At 68.7% G+C, this 16,880-nt stretch carries 19 protein-coding genes; 6 read left to right on the top strand and 13 right to left on the bottom strand.

The genetic code is table 11. The features are described 5' to 3' along the window. The 3 genes from HED23_RS30355 to HED23_RS30365 all read right to left on the bottom strand — a co-directional run bounded on the left by HED23_RS30355 (position 1) and on the right by HED23_RS30365 (position 1,679). Positions 1-387, bottom strand: coding sequence for a hypothetical protein (locus tag HED23_RS30355; RefSeq protein WP_203186527.1), 387 nt, complete (start codon positions 385-387; stop codon positions 1-3). Positions 388-543: 156 nt separating this feature from the next. Continuing rightward, on the bottom strand, positions 544-1,281 hold the full coding sequence (gene rph / locus HED23_RS30360) for a ribonuclease PH (protein ID WP_203186528.1): 738 nt from the start codon (positions 1,279-1,281) through the stop codon (positions 544-546). Positions 1,282-1,406: 125 nt separating this feature from the next. Beyond that, positions 1,407-1,679 (bottom strand): glucose PTS transporter subunit EIIB, encoded by a 273-nt coding sequence (locus HED23_RS30365; RefSeq protein ID WP_078597797.1) that lies wholly within the window; start codon positions 1,677-1,679, stop codon positions 1,407-1,409. Positions 1,680-1,861: 182 nt separating this feature from the next. Here HED23_RS30365 and HED23_RS30370 point away from each other — a divergent pair, with 182 nt between their 5' ends. Continuing rightward, complete coding sequence (locus HED23_RS30370; RefSeq protein WP_203186529.1) at positions 1,862-3,121, top strand: PTS transporter subunit EIIC; 1,260 nt, start codon at positions 1,862-1,864, stop codon at positions 3,119-3,121. A 252-nt stretch (positions 3,122-3,373) separates the two neighbouring features. After that, a complete protein-coding gene (locus HED23_RS30375; RefSeq protein WP_203186530.1) occupies positions 3,374-4,639 on the top strand; it encodes a PTS transporter subunit EIIC in 1,266 nt (421 codons plus the stop codon). Between the two features lie 81 nt (positions 4,640-4,720). Here HED23_RS30375 and HED23_RS30380 read toward each other — a convergent pair whose 3' ends face one another. Next, entirely contained in the window at positions 4,721-5,473 is a 753-nt protein-coding gene (locus tag HED23_RS30380) for an MBL fold metallo-hydrolase (protein WP_203186531.1), read from the bottom strand. 172 nt (positions 5,474-5,645) lie between these two features. Between HED23_RS30380 and HED23_RS30385 the strand changes: the two genes are divergently transcribed. After that, positions 5,646-6,116 (top strand): type II toxin-antitoxin system PemK/MazF family toxin, encoded by a 471-nt coding sequence (locus HED23_RS30385; RefSeq protein ID WP_203186532.1) that lies wholly within the window; start codon positions 5,646-5,648, stop codon positions 6,114-6,116. Positions 6,117-6,288: 172 nt separating this feature from the next. On the opposite strand, the gene HED23_RS30390 is transcribed toward HED23_RS30385, so the two are convergent. The 7 genes from HED23_RS30390 to clpS form a co-directional block, all read right to left on the bottom strand. Beyond that, positions 6,289-7,239 (bottom strand): PLP-dependent cysteine synthase family protein, encoded by a 951-nt coding sequence (locus tag HED23_RS30390; RefSeq protein ID WP_203186533.1) that lies wholly within the window; start codon positions 7,237-7,239, stop codon positions 6,289-6,291. After that, positions 7,239-7,517 carry a MoaD/ThiS family protein gene (locus HED23_RS30395; RefSeq protein ID WP_203186534.1) on the bottom strand — a complete coding sequence of 93 codons (279 nt, stop codon included), beginning with the start codon at positions 7,515-7,517 and terminating at the stop codon, positions 7,239-7,241. The genes HED23_RS30390 and HED23_RS30395 overlap by 1 nt, the downstream gene beginning before the upstream one ends. Before the next feature lie 110 nt (positions 7,518-7,627). After that, complete coding sequence (locus tag HED23_RS35930; RefSeq protein WP_338019616.1) at positions 7,628-7,741, bottom strand: putative leader peptide; 114 nt, start codon at positions 7,739-7,741, stop codon at positions 7,628-7,630. Positions 7,742-7,862: 121 nt separating this feature from the next. Continuing rightward, positions 7,863-8,297, bottom strand: a complete 435-nt coding sequence (locus HED23_RS30400) for a Mov34/MPN/PAD-1 family protein (RefSeq protein WP_203186535.1) — start codon at positions 8,295-8,297, stop codon at positions 7,863-7,865. 141 nt (positions 8,298-8,438) lie between these two features. Continuing rightward, a complete protein-coding gene (locus HED23_RS30405) occupies positions 8,439-9,869 on the bottom strand; it encodes an amino acid permease (RefSeq protein ID WP_203186536.1) in 1,431 nt (476 codons plus the stop codon). Between the two features lie 322 nt (positions 9,870-10,191). Then, entirely contained in the window at positions 10,192-10,779 is a 588-nt protein-coding gene (locus HED23_RS30410) for a DUF2017 domain-containing protein (RefSeq protein ID WP_203186537.1), read from the bottom strand. A gap of 41 nt (positions 10,780-10,820) precedes the next feature. Continuing rightward, entirely contained in the window at positions 10,821-11,129 is a 309-nt protein-coding gene (gene clpS / locus HED23_RS30415; RefSeq protein WP_109879765.1) for an ATP-dependent Clp protease adapter ClpS, read from the bottom strand. Positions 11,130-11,217: 88 nt separating this feature from the next. Here clpS and HED23_RS30420 point away from each other — a divergent pair, with 88 nt between their 5' ends. Together HED23_RS30420 and HED23_RS30425 are read left to right on the top strand one after the other, a co-directional pair. Next, positions 11,218-12,546 (top strand): nicotinate phosphoribosyltransferase, encoded by a 1,329-nt coding sequence (locus HED23_RS30420; protein WP_203186538.1) that lies wholly within the window; start codon positions 11,218-11,220, stop codon positions 12,544-12,546. Between the two features lie 160 nt (positions 12,547-12,706). Continuing rightward, entirely contained in the window at positions 12,707-13,291 is a 585-nt protein-coding gene (locus HED23_RS30425; protein WP_203186539.1) for an isochorismatase family protein, read from the top strand. A 47-nt stretch (positions 13,292-13,338) separates the two neighbouring features. Here HED23_RS30425 and HED23_RS30430 read toward each other — a convergent pair whose 3' ends face one another. Beyond that, positions 13,339-13,683, bottom strand: a complete 345-nt coding sequence (locus HED23_RS30430) for a hypothetical protein (RefSeq protein ID WP_203186540.1) — start codon at positions 13,681-13,683, stop codon at positions 13,339-13,341. 122 nt (positions 13,684-13,805) lie between these two features. Continuing rightward, complete coding sequence (locus tag HED23_RS30435; RefSeq protein WP_203186541.1) at positions 13,806-16,205, bottom strand: immune inhibitor A domain-containing protein; 2,400 nt, start codon at positions 16,203-16,205, stop codon at positions 13,806-13,808. Between the two features lie 380 nt (positions 16,206-16,585). Here HED23_RS30435 and HED23_RS30440 point away from each other — a divergent pair, with 380 nt between their 5' ends. Continuing rightward, entirely contained in the window at positions 16,586-16,876 is a 291-nt protein-coding gene (locus tag HED23_RS30440; RefSeq protein ID WP_203186542.1) for a hypothetical protein, read from the top strand. Positions 16,877-16,880: the final 4 nt, after the last annotated feature.

Here is a 16,880-nt window from a genome sequence, read left to right on the forward strand (position 1 = left end):
TCACGGGGTGCAGACGTTGCCGATCTCGGTGGCGGCGTCCGTGACGGGGGTGATGTCGGGGGTGGCGTCACCCTTCTCGATGGACTCGCGGACGTTGGTGACGCCTGCCTGGAGGTCGTCGACGGCCTTGTTCAGGTCGGCGTTGTCCGTGGTGTCGCCGAGGTCCTTGAGTTCCTTGTCGATCTGGTCCAGGGCTTCCGAGGCCTGCGTCGGGTCGTTGGACGCGTCGGATATGGCCTGCTGGAGGTTGCCGACGCTGGTGGCGATGGCGTCGGCGGTGCGGACGCAGTCCAGGGCCTTGTCGACGGCGCTGCAGCCGACGGCGGCTGTGAGTGTCAGCAGGGTGGCCGTGACTGCGAGTGCGGTGCGGTGGTGGCGCGAGGCCATGGTGCGGTCCCTCCCCGGGGGTGGATACATGGACGGACGCACGGTTCGACCCGTGCGCCCGTACTCGCTACGACGCTGTGCGCTGCGTATTTGGTTGCTTCTTTACCCGCCGGGACTCGCCGGGACTCGTCTTTACTCGTTCGTCTTCGCTCGTCTTTACTCGCCGAGCGTGCGGGCGAGTGCCTCTTCCTGGAGCTTGGCGAGGTCGGTGCAGCCGGCGGTGGCGAGGTCGAGGAGGGCGTTGAGCTCGTCGCGGTCGAAGGGTTCGGCCTCGGCGGTGCCCTGGACCTCGACGAAGCGGCCGTCGCCGGTGCAGACGACGTTCATGTCGGTGTCGGCGCGGACGTCCTCCTCGTAGCAGAGGTCGAGGAGGGGGACGCCGTCGACGATGCCGACGCTGATCGCGGCGACGGTGCCGGTGAGGGGCTTGCGTCCGTGCTTGATGATCTTCTTGCCCTGGGCCCAGGCGATGGCGTCGGCGAGGGCGACGTAGGCGCCCGTGATGGCGGCGGTGCGGGTGCCGCCGTCGGCCTGGAGGACGTCGCAGTCGAGGACGATGGTGTTCTCGCCGAGTGCCTTGTAGTCGATCACGGCGCGCAGGGAGCGGCCGATGAGGCGGCTGATCTCGTGGGTGCGGCCGCCGATCTTGCCGCGTACGGATTCGCGGTCGCCGCGGGTGTTGGTGGAGCGGGGCAGCATGGAGTACTCGGCGGTGACCCAGCCTTCGCCGCTGCCCTTGCGCCAGCGGGGGACGCCTTCGGTGACGGAGGCGGTGCAGAAGACCTTGGTGTCGCCGAAGGAGATGAGTACGGAGCCTTCGGCGTGCTTGCTCCATCCGCGTTCGATGGTGACGGGGCGGAGCTGTTCGGGGGTGCGGCCGTCGATACGAGACATGGCTCCGAGCCTATCGGCTGACGGGGCGGGGTCCGTTCGGGTGCACGGCAGGCCCCGCTCCTGGCCGGTCGGGGACGGAGCGGGGCCTGCGCGTGGGACTTCGGTGGGCCGGCGGGGTCAGCCGGTCACATCATGTCTTCGATGTCGGCGGCGATGGGGTCGGCGTCGGTGCCGATGACGACCTGGATCGCGGTGCCCATCTTGACGACGCCGTGGGCTCCGGCGGCCTTGAGCGCGGCTTCGTCGACCTTGCTGGGGTCGTGGACCTCGGTGCGGAGGCGGGTGATGCAGCCTTCGATCTCGTCGATGTTCTCGATACCGCCGAGGCCGGCGACGATCTTCTCAGCCTTGCTGGCCATGTCCTTCTCCCTGGTCTGTGCGTGCGTGGGGCGGCCCACCGTGGGTCCGTTTCGTCACGGTAACGCACGGTTGGCCCAACTTCACGGGCGGGTATCCGCGCAGTCCCCAATGATGACGATCACCGGCGCCATGCCTTCCGGCAGGGCTCCGCACCGTATCGCAACTGGTCTACACCAGTTTGCAACGACCGCCAAACCTGGCGTGTTCCGGGAGGATGCCGATGAGCTCGAACGCGGCTACGCAACCGCAGCGCAAGTGGTGGAACGGGCCGGTCCAGGGACTGCAGAAGGTCGGCCGCAGCCTGCAGCTGCCGGTGGCCGTACTGCCCGCGGCGGGCCTCCTGGTGAGCCTCGGCAATCTCTTCGACTCCTCGCTGCACGGCGCCTTCTGGGACAAGTTCGCGAAGGTTCTCCTCAACGGCGGCACCGCGATCCTGGACGGCGAGGTGGGACTCCCCCTCCTCTTCTGCATCGGCGTCGCGATCGGTTTCGCGAAGAAGGCGGACGGCTCGACGGCGCTCGCCGCCGTCGTCGGCTTCCTCGTCTACCGGGGCGTGCTGGCGGCGTTCCCGGTGGACGACACGGTGACCGAGGCGACGCCGGACGGGGTGCCGCAGAACCCCGGGGTCCTGGGCGGCATCCTCATCGGTCTGCTGACCGCCGTGGTCTGGCAGCGCTACCACCGCACCAAGCTGGTCGACTGGCTGGGCTTCTTCAACGGACGACGTCTGGTGCCGATCCTGATGGCGTTCCTCTGCGTGATCCTGGGGGTGCTGTTCGGCCTGCTGTGGCAGCCGGTCGGTGACGCGCTGACCTGGTTCGCCAAGCAGCTGATCGATCTGGGCGCCTGGGGTGCGGCGATCTTCGGTTTCGCGAACCGGCTGCTGATCCCGATCGGCATGCACCAGTTCCTGAACACGTTCTTCTGGTTCCAGGCGGGCGAGTTCACCGGCGACGACGGCGGCACCGTCCAGGGTGACATCTCCCGCTTCTTCGCCGGGGACCCGTCGGCGGGGCAGTTCACCTCGGGGTTCTTCCCGATCATGATGTTCGGCCTGCCGGCCGCCGCGCTGGCCATCGCCCACACCGCACGTCCCGAGCGGCGCAAGGAGGTGTCCGGACTGATGCTGTCCGTGGCGCTGACGTCGTTCGTGACGGGTGTGACGGAGCCGCTGGAGTTCTCGTTCCTCTTCGTCGCTCCACTGCTGTACGGGGTGCACGCGATCCTCACCGGGGTGTCGATGGGGGTCACCTGGGCGCTTGGGGTGCATGCGGGGTTCAGCTTCTCGGCCGGGCTGATCGACTACGTCGTCAACTGGCATCTGGATACGAAACCATGGCTGATCATCCCGATCGGGCTGTGCTTCGCGGTGATCTACTATGTGATCTTCCGGTTCGCGATCACGAAGTTCAACCTCCAGACCCCCGGGCGTGAGCCCGTCGAGGAGGAGAAGAAGATCGAGGACGACTTGACGAAGTAGGCCTCCCAGGCCTTTCGCGCGGCCCTCGGACCTGGCGGTCCGAGGGCCTTCGCCGTGTCACCGAGGGTGGCGGCGGAACTACGCGGCAAATGGGAGGGAATTGCAGGTTCCTTATCTAACCCTCACCGTGCTAAAACTGGTCTACACCACTGGAGTGGTCCAGACCACGCGGCCGATCCCCCGCCGCGTTCCTCGAGTCGTCGCCCCCCGAAATCCTGTCCCCGGCGGCGCCTTGCCTACTGGAGGAAGTTGATGAGTACGGACACCGCTCCGGCCACCCCCGCGAAGAAGCGGGGCGCCGGCGTGATGGCTGTCATGCAGCGCATCGGCCGCAGCCTCATGCTGCCGGTCGCGGTCCTGCCCGCGGCAGCCCTGCTGGTCCGGCTCGGCAATGCCGACATGCTCGGCCGCGAGTCGTTCCCCACCGTCATCACGAAGCTGGCCGGCTACATGGCGGCCGGCGGCGGCGCCATTCTCGACAACATGGCCCTGCTGTTCGCCGTCGGTATCGCCATCGGCTTCGCCAAGAAGTCGGACGGCTCGACCGCTCTCGCCGCGGTGACCGGCTACCTGGTGTTCCAGAAGGTGCTCGCCACCTTCACCGACAGCAACCTGCCGCAGGTCGCGAGTGTCGCCGACGGCAAGATCGTCATGAGCGACGCCCCGGTCAACGCGGGCGTGCTCGGCGGTGTCGTGATGGGCATAGTCGTGGCCCTGCTGTACCAGAAGTTCTACCGGACGAAGCTGCCCGACTGGGCGGGCTTCTTCAGCGGCCGCCGCCTGGTCCCGATCCTCTCCGCCTTTGCGGGCCTGGTCATCGGTATCGTCTTCGGGATCATCTGGCCGGTGCTCGGCACGGGCCTGCACAACTTCGGTGAGTGGCTGGTCGGTTCCGGTGCCGTCGGCGCGGGCATCTTCGGTGTCGCCAACCGTGCGCTGATCCCGGTCGGCATGCACCACCTGCTGAACTCCTTCCCGTGGTTCCAGGCCGGCGAGTACAACGGCGCCCACGGCGACATAGCCCGCTTCCTCGCGGGTGACCCGGACGCCGGACAGTTCATGACCGGCTTCTTCCCGATCATGATGTTCGCCCTCCCGGCCGCCTGCCTCGCGATCGTCCACTGCGCCCGTCCGGAGCGCCGCAAGGTCGTCGGCGGCATGATGTTCTCGCTCGCGCTGACCTCGTTCGTCACCGGTGTGACCGAGCCGATCGAGTTCACGTTCATGTTCATCGCCCCGGTGCTGTACGCGATCCACGCGGTGCTGACCGGTGTCTCGATGGCCCTGACCTGGGCACTCGGCATGAAGGACGGCTTCGGCTTCTCGGCCGGTCTGGTCGACTTCCTGCTGAACCTGGGCATCGCGTCGAAGCCCTGGCTGCTGGTGCTGGTCGGCCTGTGCTTCGCGGTCGTCTACTACGTGGTCTTCCGGTTCGCGATCACGAAGTTCAACCTTCCGACGCCGGGCCGCGAGTCCGACGAGGAGCTCGCCGAGCTCCAGAAGGCCGAGGCCAAGTAGTCCGGCCCCGCCCCGCGCATACCGCGAAGTCCCGTCCTCCCTGTGGAGAGGACGGGACTTCGCCGTATGTGCGGGAGCCGCTCAGATCTCGTACACCGCGCCGGGCACGGCCAGCTCGACGGGTCCGTCGTAGACCTCCCGGGCGTCGGAGAGGTTGCGTTCGGCGTCCGTCCACGGCGGGATGTGGGTGAGGACGAGGCGTCCCGCTCCGGCGCGTGCGGCGTACTCGCCTGCTTCGCGGCCGTTGAGGTGGAGGTCCGGGATGTCCTCCTTGCCATGGATGAACGATGCTTCGCAGAGGAACAGGTCGGCGCCCTCGGCGAGTTCGGCGAGCGCTTCGCAGGTGCCGGTGTCGCCGGAGTAGGTGAGGGCGCGCCCGTCGTGCTCGACCCGGATGCCGAAGGTGTCGACGGGGTGGCGGAGCTTCTCCGTACGGACCGAGAAGGGGCCGATCTCGAACGATCCGGACTTCAGTGTGTGGAAGTCGAAGACTTCGCTCATCGCGTGGTCGGACGGTGTGTCGGCGTGGGCGGTGGTGAGCCGCTGCTCGGTGCCCTCGGGGCCGTACACGGGGATCGCGGCGGGGCGTCCGCCGTCGAAGCGGTAGTAGCGGACGACGAAGTACGCGCACATGTCGATGCAGTGGTCGGCATGGAGGTGGCTGAGGAAGATGGCGTCGAGGTCGTAGAGACCTACGTGGCGCTGCAGCTCGCCCAGGGCGCCGTTGCCCATGTCGAGGAGCAGCCGGAAGCCGTCGGCCTCTACGAGGTAGCTCGAGCATGCCGAACCCGCGGACGGGAACGAGCCGGAGCAGCCGACGACGGTGAGCTTCATGGAGCGTGAACCTCCGAGGCGTGGGAACGGGGAGGGTTCGTGCGGTCCGTCGAGCGTAAGGCGCGAAACCGCTGGTCGCTCCTCCACGGCCTGCCGTTGTGGGGGAACTCACCTGTGCTGTCACCGGTTCGATGGAAGGCCGGGTGTCGCCGGTCGCCGGTACGGTCGGGGTATGAACACGTGGTGGTGGGTGGCACTGGCTCTCGTCGTCCTGCTGGCGCTGGTGGCGGCGGTCTCCGACGGGCGGGGCCGGGGCGGGCGCGGGCCGCGGCGGCCCGGCGGGCGGACGCGGCCTCCGGGGCGGACTCCTGAGCGGCAGAGGGCCCGGCCGCACGGTGGTCCCAGGCCCGGGGAGATCTGGTGGGCGGATGTGCCGTTCGAGGACGGGCCGGGTTCGAAGGACCGGCCGTGTCTCGTGTTGTCGGTGCGGGGTGGCACGGCTGTCGTCGCCAAGATCACCAGCAGGCATCATGCGGAGCGGCCGGGTGTCATCGCGCTGCCGCCGGGTTCGGTGGGGGACGCGCGGGGCCGGCAGAGCTTCCTGGAGACGGATGAGCTGCGGGATGTGGCGGTGTCGGGGTTCCGGCGGAAGGCGGGCGAGTTGGATCCGGGGGTGTGGGGGCGGGTGCGCGGGCTGGGCTGAGTGTGCGGGAGGCGCGGGACGGGGTGAGTCCGTCCCGCGCCTCCTGTCGCGCGTGGCCGCCGGTTTCGGGCGGTGTGCAGGTCCGTCTGCACGGTCCCGAGGGTCCGTACGGGCGGTCCTGAAGGCCCGTCCGTGCGGTCCCTGAGGTCCGTCCGGGCGGTGTGAAGAGCTGTCAGGCCCAGAGCTGGCCTTGGAGGGTTTCGATGGCTGCTTCTGTCGTGGGGGCGGTGTAGACGCCGGTCGACAGGTACTTCCAGCCGCCGTCCGCGACGACGAAGACGATGTCCGCGGACTCGCCCGCCTTGACGGCCTTGCGGCCGACTCCGATGGCGGCGTGGAGTGCGGCGCCGGTGGAGACGCCCGCGAAGATGCCCTCCTGCTGGAGGAGCTCGCGGGTGCGGGTCACGGCGTCGGCGGAGCCGACGGAGAAGCGGGTGGTGAGTACGGAGGCGTCGTAGAGCTCGGGGACGAAGCCCTCGTCGAGGTTGCGCAGGCCGTAGACGAGGTCGTCGTAGCGCGGTTCTGCGGCGACGACGGTGACGTCGGGCTTGTGTTCCCGGAGGTAGCGGCCGACGCCCATGAGGGTGCCGGTGGTGCCGAGACCTGCCACGAAGTGCGTGATGGAGGGGAGGTCGGTGAGGATCTCCGGTCCGGTGGTGGCGTAGTGGGCGCCGGCGTTGTCCGGGTTGCCGTACTGGTAGAGCATGACCCAGTCGGGGTGCTCGGCGGAGAGCTCCTTGGCCACGCGTACGGCGGTGTTGGATCCTCCGGCGGCGGGGGACGAGATGATCTCGGCTCCCCACATGGTGAGCAGGTCGCGACGTTCCTGTGAGGTGTTCTCCGGCATGACGCACACGATGCGGTAGCCCTTGAGCGTGGCCGCCATGGCGAGCGAGATGCCGGTGTTGCCGCTGGTGGGTTCGAGGATCGTGCAGCCGGGTGTCAGGCGGCCGTCCTTCTCCGCCTGCTCGACCATGTGGAGCGCGGGGCGGTCCTTGATCGATCCGGTGGGGTTGCGGTCCTCGAGCTTGGCCCAGATCCGGACGTCGTCGGACGGGGACAGCCTCGGGAGGCGGACCAGGGGGGTGTTGCCCACGGCCGCCAGGGGGGAGTCGTACCGCATCAGCGCATTCCGCCGGCGACGGCCGGGAGGATGGTGACGTTGTCGCCGTCGGCGAGCTTGGTGGAGATGCCGTCGAGGAAGCGGACGTCCTCGTCGTTGAGGTAGACGTTCACGAAGCGGCGGAGCTGGTCGCCGTCGACGATGCGCTCACGGATGCCGTTGTGGCGGCTCTCCAGGTCGGCGAAGAGGTCGGCGAGGGTCTCCCCGCTGCCTTCGACCGCCTTGGCGCCGTCGGTGTAGGTGCGGAGGATGGTCGGGATGCGGACCTCGATGGCCATGGCGTGGGCTCCTGTCGAAAGCGTGGAGGTGGCGTGGGGCGCGCGTTTGTGCCCCCGCTCGGGGGTGGGGCGTACGTGGTGCGCTCGGACCGCGGCTCAGGTCGTGCGGTTCACGGGCAGGCGGCAGCCGGACACATGGCGCTGGACAGCCTGCACAGGTCGACGTGCAGCCGCGCGACGAGCATCGTGCCCGGGGCCTTTTCGCTCACGTCATGGGAAACCATGCGCTCATCGTATCGATTCCCCACCTCGAAACCAGAGTGTGATCCCACATCGTGGATGGTTAGCGTTCGACAGGTGGACATTCGGGGGGCGGTCGGCGCATCCGGAGCCGCCCCCCGGGCGTCAGGCTGCCGTGGGGTAGGCCTCGACGACCTCGACTTCTTCCTCGGTGATCTCGCCGTCCACGATGCGGTACGAGCGGAACTGGAAGGGGCCGGCGTCGTCGGCGTCCGCGGTGGAGACGAGTACGTAGTGGGCGCCGGGCTCGTTGGCGTACGTGAGGTCGGTGCGGGAGGGGTAGGCCTCCGTCGCGGTGTGGGAGTGGTAGATGATCACCGGCTCCTCGTCGCGGTCGTCCATCTCGCGGTAGAGCTTCAGCAGGTCAGCCGAGTCGAACTCGTAGAACGTGGGTGAGCGCGCGGCGTTGAGCATGGGGACGAAGCGTTCGGGGCGGCCCGTTCCTGCCGGGCCGGCGACCACGCCGCACGCCTCGTCGGGGTGGTCCGCGCGGGAGTGCGCGACGATCTGGTCGTAGAGCGCCTGGGTAAGGGTCAGCATGGCGCCCAGGATAAGACCGCCCCCGGTTGCCGGGCGGTCCGAGCGGACGGGCCCTCGCGTACCGAGGTGTGGTACGCGAGGGCCCGGATGCCGGACAGGGCCGTTGGGGCGGCCGGTGTCCCGGAGGCGCCGTGACGCGGGTCAGCGCTTGGCGAAGGCGGTGTTCTCGGGGTTGCGGGCCTTGAGCACCAGGTAGGAGACGCCGAGGATGAGGCCCCACACCGGTGCGCAGTACAGCGAGATCCTGGCGTCCTTGTCGATGGCCATCATGACGATGACGAGGCCGATGAAGGCGAGGGCGAACCAGCTGCTGAACGGCGCGCCGGGTGCCTTGAAGGTGGACTGGGGCAGTTCGCCGCGGTCGGCCTTGGCGCGGTAGCGGATCTGGCAGATCAGGATCATGATCCAGGCCCACATGCCGGAGATGGTCGCGAAGGAGACGACGTAGTTGAAGGCGTCGCCGGGCCACTGGTAGTTGATCCAGACGCCGACGAGCATCAGTGCGGCGGAGAACGTGGTGCCGACGAGCGGGAGCCCGTTCTTCGTCAGCTTGGTGAACGCCTTGGGGCCCTGCCCGTTCAGTGCGAGGTCCCGCAGCATGCGCCCGGTGGAGTACATGCCGGAGTTGCAGGAGGAGAGCGCGGCGGTGAGTACGACGAAGTTGACGATCGCCGCGCCGATGCCGAGGCCCATCTCCTCGAACGCGGCGACGAACGGCGAGACGCCGGGCTCGAAGGTGCTCCACGGGACCACGGAGAGGATCATGATCAGCGCGCCGACGTAGAAGACGGCGATGCGCCACGGCACGGTGTTGATGGCCTTCGGCAGGACGGTCTTCGGGTCCTTGGACTCGCCGGCGGTGACGCCGACGAGTTCGACGGCGAGGAACGCGAACATCACGATCTGGAGGGTCATCAGCGTGCCGCTGATGCCTTCGGGGAAGAAGCCGCCGTCGTTCCACAGGTTGGCGACCGTCGCCGTGTCACCGGCGTCGGAGAAGCCGACGGTCAGCACGCCCGCGCAGATGAGGATCATGCCGATGATCGCGGTGACCTTGACCATCGAGAACCAGAACTCGAGCTCGCCGAAGAGCTTCACCGAGATCAGGTTGGCGCCGTACAGAATGAAGGTGAACACCAGTGCGGACAGCCATTGCGGGATATCCCACCAGTACGTCATATAGGTGGCTGCGGCGGTCACTTCGGTGATTCCGGTGACGACCCAGAAGAGCCAGTACGTCCAGCCGGTCACGAATCCGAAGAAGGGACCGAGGAATTCGCGTGCGTACTCCGAGAAGGAGCCGGACACCGGGCGGTACATCAGGAGTTCGCCCAGGGCGCGCATGATGAAGAAGATGACCAGACCCGCGATGGCGTAAGCCAGGATGAGGCTGGGTCCCGCCCGGTCGATGGCCTTGCCGGCGCCGAGGAAGAGTCCCGTGCCGATGGCCCCGCCGATGGCGATCATCTGGATCTGACGGGCACCCAGGCCACGCTGGTAGCCCTCGCCCGCCGGGGCGTCGACGGCCTTCGGGCCGTCCGCCTGTCCGTTGTCGACCTGCGCCGATGTCATGGTGGTGCGCCTTTCTCCACGCCGATCCGCGCCGTCGTCGGCGTCGGATCAGGTCCTGATCCCCCCCGGATATGGATGGAGTGCCGCCGGCGTTCGGCCGGCTCGTAGCGCCCCCGGGGACAGGGGTGGCGTCCCCGGGCGGTCGTGAAGATTTATCACGCGCACCGGGTGGGGCCGTCGGACATTATGTGGCGCACGCCACAGGAAAAAGCGGACAAGCGTTTCCAGGCGCCGCAAAGAAGGCCGTTCAGGTGACGGGATCGTTATTCGGATTTGAGTATCCGTTTAGCGAACCCGGCGAACCAGCCGAACCGCGTGGGCCTCAGTCGGGCATCAGTGTTTCGACGAGCGTTTCCTGCAGCGCGCCGAGCCAGAGATATGCCATCACCATCGGCTTGCGCGGATCGCTGTCGGGGAGCCGGTAGAGCGAACCGTCCTGGCCCTCGTCCTCGTCGGACACCTCCAGGCGGGTGCCGATGGTGAGCCGGAGGTCGTTGAGGGAGCCCAGCCAGTGGTGGCATTCGCCGGCGGTGAGGGCGAGCACCGCGCCGTTGTCGGGGACGGGCGCGAGCGCGTCGAGGGACCGGACGACGGCGAGCGCGTCGTCGCGCTTGCGGGTGCGCAGGTCGTTCTCCGTGAAGCGGCGGAACTCGGAGGACGCCTCGCGCAGCTCCTTGTCCTCGTCCCCGTACGCCTCGGGGAAGAGCCGGGCCAGGGCCGGGTCGGAGGGCGGTTCGCTGGGTCCCTCGACGAAGAGGGCGGCGAGCGGGTCCTCGCCCTCGGCGGGTTCGTCGCCGGGGCCGATGAGTTCGAGCAGCTGGACGGCGAGGGAGCGCAGGATGGCGACCTCGACCTCGTCGAGCGCGACGGACGCGCCGCCGCCTGGGGTGGCCTCGAAGTGGCCGGCCATGAAATCTCCGATGATGGGTCGGACGGAGGGGCAGCGGTGGGTCAGTTGCGGTCCTGGGTCAGCGTGGCCCAGAGCCCGTAGCCGTGCATGGCCTGGACGTCCCGCTCCATCTCCTCACGGCTGCCGCTGGAGACGACCGCGCGGCCCTTCTGGTGGACGTCGAGCATCAGCTTGTGCGCCTTGTCCTTGGAGTAGCCGAAGTAGGCCTGGAAGACATACGTCACATAGCTCATGAGGTTGACCGGGTCGTTGTGCACCAGCGTCACCCAGGGGACGTCGGGTTCGGGGACGGCGAAGGTCTCCTCGGCCGATTCGGGACGTTCGATCTCTACGGGGGAAGCAACGCTCACCTACCCCATGCTGCCACCAGAGAGGGGCCGGCGCACAAACGGCGCCCCCATCTCGTCAGTTTGACGAATAGGGAGTAGCATCCCCGGCATGAACTCAGCGGACCTTGGGCGACGGGTCGGTGTGCCGTCGACCGCGCTCTTCACCGACCAGTACGAGCTCACGATGGTGCAGGCCGCACTGAAGGCCGGCACCGCGGACCGGCGCTCCGTCTTCGAGGCCTTCACCCGCCGGCTGCCGGAGGGGCGGCGCTACGGCGTCGTGGCCGGCACCGGGCGCGTGCTGGACGCGGTGGAGAACTTCCACTTCGACGACGAGATGCTCGCCTTCCTGCGTGACCAGCACATCGTGGACTCCCCCACCGTCGACTGGCTGGCCGACTACCGGTTCAGCGGCGACATCTGGGGCTACCCGGAGGGCGAGGTCTACTTCCCCGGCTCGCCGCTCCTGCGGGTCGAGGGCTCCTTCGCCGAGTGCGTGCTGCTGGAGACCGTGATCCTGTCGATCCTGAACCACGACTCGGCTATCGCCGCCGCCGCGTCCCGGATGTCGGCCGCCGCGGGCGGCCGCCGGCTCATCGAGATGGGCGCCCGGCGCACGCACGAGCTGTCGGCGGTGGCGTCGGCCCGCGCCGCGTACATCGGCGGTTTCCACACCACCTCGGACCTGGCGGCCGGCTTCCGCTACAACATCCCGACCGTCGGGACGAGCGCGCACGCCTTCACGCTCCTGCACGACAGCGAGCGGGACGCCTTCCGGGCGCAGGTGGACTCGCTGGGCCGGGGCACCTCGCTGCTGGTCGACACGTACGACGTGGCAGAGGCCGTCCGCACGGCGGTGGAGATCGCGGGGCCGGAGCTGGGGGCCGTACGGATCGACTCGGGCGACCTGCTGCTCGTCGCGCACCGGGTCCGCCAGCAGCTGGACGAGCTGGGCGCCACGGAGACGAAGATCGTGGTGACGTCCGACCTGGACGAGTACGCGATCGCCTCGCTGGCCGCCGCGCCCGTCGACGCCTACGGCGTGGGCACGCAGCTGGTCACCGGGAGCGGCCACCCGACGTGCTCCATGGTCTACAAGCTGGTGGCGCGTGCGCGGTCCGCCGATCCGGCCGATCCGCTGCTGCCGGTGGTGAAGAAGTCGCTGGGCGCGAAGTCGTCGAGGGGCGGCCGCAAGTGGGCGGCACGCAGGCTGGACGAGTACGGGGTGGCCGAGGCCGAGGTGATCGGCACCGGTGACGTCCCGGCGGAGCTGGCCGGCCGGCAGCTCCTGGTGGAGCTGGTCAAGGACGGCGAGGTGGTCGCCCGGGAGCCGCTGGAGGCCGCGCGGGACCGGCACGTCGCGGCGCGCGACGGACTGCCGATGTCGGCGATGCAGCTGTCCCGGGGGGAGCCGGTGCTGCCCACGGAGTACGTGTGAGACGGGGCCGGGCCCGGGCCTCCCGTGCCGATCACGCGGGGCCCGGCGCGAGAGCGGCGTGTGTGCCCCCTCCCGCGGGGTGCGCCGAGTCTCTAGGCTCGGTGGCATCCCCACCGTTCATATCCGCATAACCGCCGACCCCCACCGAAGGACAACCGTCATGCATCGCGCCTTGATCGTCGTTGACGTTCAGAACGACTTCTGCGAGGGCGGCAGCCTCGCGGTGGCGGGCGGCGCCGATGTCGCCGCCGCCATCACCGACCTGATCGGCGAGGCCCAGCCCGGCTACAGCCACGTCGTGGCCACCCGGGACCACCACATCGACCCCGGTGACCACTTCTCCTCGGCGCCCGACTTCGAGAACTCGTGGCCGCCGCACTGTGTCGCCGGCACGGAGGGCGTGGGCTTCCACCCCAATTTCGCCCCCGCCGTGGCCTCCGGCGCGATCGACACCGTCTTCGACAAGGGGGCGTACGCCGCGGCGTACAGCGGCTTCGAGGGCGTCGACGAGAACGGCACCGGCCTCGCCCAGTGGCTGCGGGACCGGTCGGTCACCGCTGTCGACGTCGTCGGCATCGCCACGGACCACTGTGTGCGGGCGACGGCCCTCGACGCCGCCCGGGAGGGCTTCGCCACCCAGGTACTGCTGGACCTGACCGCCGGTGTCGCCGAGGGCACCACCGAGCGGGCCCTGGAGGAGCTGCGGACCGCCGGTGTGGAGCTGTCGGGGAAGCCGGTCGTCTGACCGGTCCCGGCGCTCTCAGGCGGCCGGGCGGGCAGGTCCCGGCGCTCTCAGGCGGCCGGGCGGGCCGGTCCCGCGTATCCGGTGGATCCCAGCAGCGCCCGTATCGGGTGCCAGAGCTCCTGGGCGGTCTGGGGCGCCGTACGCCAGAGAAGCCCGTCCGGGTGGTGCAGGACCGCCGTGACCTCGTCAGGGGTGGGCGGCTGGGCGTTGCCCCTGAGGTAGACGGCGCGCAGTCCGAGGTTGCGCAGCCTGGTCAGGGCGCGCGCCCTGTTGGCCGCGTGCACGAGCACCCGCACCGGCTCTCCGGGGCCGGATCCGCCGGCCGGACCGTTCAATGTCAGTGCCACCACCACGGTGCCGTCGGGCAACCTGCTGAAACCTCCGCCTGCCATGCTTAGCGCTCCCCCGTAAGACTTCGTGTCAATAAGGATCCGGTAGGACGCACCTAAACACGATCGGCCGCCGCCCGCCAGGGGGCTGCGGCCGATCATGTTTTGACCTGCGGTTCTTCCTGTTACTTGCCCGAGGGGCCGACCTTCACGGTGATCGTCGAGCCGCTGAGCGGCTCGTTGACGATGGAGATCCGGGTGTTGGTGTCAGAGACCTTGACACTTCCTGTCGGGTTTTCCTCGTACCAGTACGTGCCCTTGCGGTCGTCGAAGACCGGCACGCCCAGCGACGGCTTGATCTTGAGCGGGACATCCGCGTTGTGCAGCGTGAAGCCCTTGTTCGGGTACCAGCTGAACGGCGCGTCGAACGGCTGGATCTTGTTGCGCAGGAGCTTGCCGTCCGTCCACTTCAGCGGCTTGGCGTGGGAGTCCACCGGCAGGATCAGGCCGTGGCCCTCGTGCTGCGAGGTGTTGTTGTCCTTCTGGGAGGTGTCCCAGAGCCACACCATCAGGCCGTTCTGGTACGAGTAGTGCTCGACCCAGTCGGGGCGCGTGGTGGAGAAGCCGAAGTTGTACGGGCCGACCTCGAGGGTCTTGTCGTACGAGACGTACTGACGGTTCTCGGCGATGTAGTACTGCGGGTAGTCGTTGGTGAACGACTCGCCGATCCGGGAGAAGCCCTTGGCGGTCCAGCCGTTGTCGTCGCCCTCGGCGTTGTCCGTGAAGAGCGCGGAGCCGTCGGCGGTGACCGTGAGGGCGTCGGCCGCGAAGCCCTTGCCGCCCGCGCCGCCGTCCGTCTGGTAGCGGAAGCGGAGGTCGATCTTCTTGCCCGCGTAGGCGTCCAGCGGGAACGAGAGCTTCTTGTACGCGCCCGAGACGTCGGTCAGGGCGGGCTTGTCACTGGCGTCGCGCGGGATGGCCTTGCCGTCGGCCGTGCCGTCGAGCGCGGTCCAGCTGGTGCCGCCGTTCTCGGACACCTCGGTGTAGAGGTAGTCGTAGTCGGCCTCGATGTCGTACCAGCCGGACAGGTCCAGCGAGGCGGACGACTTGCCGGTGAGGTCGACCGAGCGGGTCAGGGTGTTCGACAGGTCGTCACCCATGTCGCTCCACCACTGCTTCGAGCCCTCGGCGGGCTTGGTTACCGTGGTGGTGACGGCCTTCTCGGGCAGCTGGACGACGAGCGCCTGCTTGTCCTTGGTGTTGTACTCGGCGACACCCAGCTTGTGGGTCGACTTCGTGGCGGCCTTGGCCACGTCGTAGTCGAGCCAGCCGAGCTGGAGCTTGTCCCAGGCGGTCATGTCGCCGGGGAGGTTGCCTATCTCGCCGTCGCCGGTGCCGAGCCAGGAACCCGCCGACATGAGCGACCAGAAACCGACGGAGTTCTCGCCGCCGCCGGAGGTGTCGTACAGGTCCGGGAGACCGAGGTCGTGGGCGTACTCGTGGGCGAAGACACCCAGGCCGCCGTTCTCGGGCTGCGCGGTGTAGTCGCCGACCCAGATGCCGGTGTCGCCGATCTCGGCACCGCCGGCCTTGTTGCCCGTGGGGCCGGTAGCGCCGGCGTTGGTGCGGTACGCGTACCAGCGGTGCGCCCAGATGGCGTCGGTGCCCTGGGCGCCGCCGCCGGCGGACTCGTCCTCGCCGGCGTGGACCAGCTGGAAGTGGTCGATGTAGCCGTCGGGCTCGTTGAAGTTGCCGTCGCCGTCGAAGTCGTAGCGGTCCCACGCGTCGTACTGCGCGAGGTCGGCCTTGATCTCGTCGAGGGTGCGGCCCTTGGCCTTCTGGTCGGCGACCCAGGCGTTGACGCCGTCGCGGACGGTGTCCCAGACGTTGGCGCAGTTGGTCGAGCCGCAGTAGTTGGAACCGTAACGGGCTTCGTTGTAGGGGACCTTGACCCAGTCCGAGACCTCGCCGTCGACCGAGTAGCGCCCGGAGGACGTCTTCTCGTAGTACGTCTTCAGCGATTCCTTGCCCTTGCCCTGGCCGAAGTACAGGTCCTGGAAGTGCTGCTGGTCGTAGTCGGCCTGCCAGGCGGTGCTGTTGTCCTTCGCCGGGTCGGGCTCGGCTATCTCGTTGTGGAGCGGGCCGGGTGTGCCGCCGTACTTCTTGACGGGCGGCTTCGGTCCCTCGCCGTCGGGGTCGAACATCGTGGTGTCGTCGATCTTGTCGCCGAACTCCACGAGGATGGTGAAGATCTTGTCGGTCGTCTCGCGGCCCAGCTCGACGTACTTGCTCTTGCCGAGTTTGACGACCTTGGAACCTCCCTTGGAGGTGACCTTCTTGTCGCCGGACAGGACCTGCTCCAGCGCGGCCTGCCGCTGGGCGTCCTGTTCCTTGCTGAAGGGGCCTTCCAGGTCGTGCTCGGTCGCCTTGACCGGCGCGGGGTCGCGCCGGTCGACGACGGAGGTGCCGGATCCCGGCGCCTTGTCGTCTGCCTGGGCGGTGGCGAAGGTGGACGCCGTCGCGGCGGTGGCGGCCAGGGCCACGGCTACCGCGGTGGCGCGTAGCGCCCGTCTCTGAGTGGTCACTTGATGCAGTCCTCCCCGGCGTTCGCGTCCGCGGCCAGGGGGTGGATACGGGCCGCGCGCGTTCAACGCGTCACAAGTGACGACATTCGATCGGAGTTATGAGAGAAAAGACAGATCTTGACTTGCACACACCAACTGCACTATGCGGGAGTCCTTTTCCGGTATCCGGACGCACATCCGGAGCCGTCCGTCCGCCGACCGGCGCGTCGAAGACCGTTGCCGTCGACAGCGTGACTCCGTGCGCCCCCCGTGCACCGGTACCGTGGGTTAGGTCACGCTTACCACCCGTTCCTCCCGGGCATCCACCGTCGTAGAGTCGATTGACAGTGCGAACGTGTCGAGAGACTTCCCTATCCGACGCCCCGAGGACGGATACCGCCATGCCGCGTCCGACTGCAGCCCAGTTCTCCTACGGTTCGGCCACCGTCGTCTTCTCCGCCCTCGCGCTGCTGCTGTTGTTCCGCACGGAATCGGGCCTCGGCGTCGCCGCCGTCTGTACCGTGGCGATGGCCCTCGGGCTGCTCGTGGCCATGGCCCTGCCGGCCCGCGCGAAGGTCTCCCGGAAGCCGGCGGCACCGCCCACCGCCGCCCGCACGCACCGCACGATCGAGGACATCGAGATCGCCGCCGCACAGCGTGATCGCGTCGGCGGGCACTCGCTGCACCGATGAACAC

Source organism: Streptomyces pratensis (assembly GCF_016804005.1).
Taxonomy (GTDB): domain Bacteria; phylum Actinomycetota; class Actinomycetes; order Streptomycetales; family Streptomycetaceae; genus Streptomyces; species Streptomyces pratensis_A.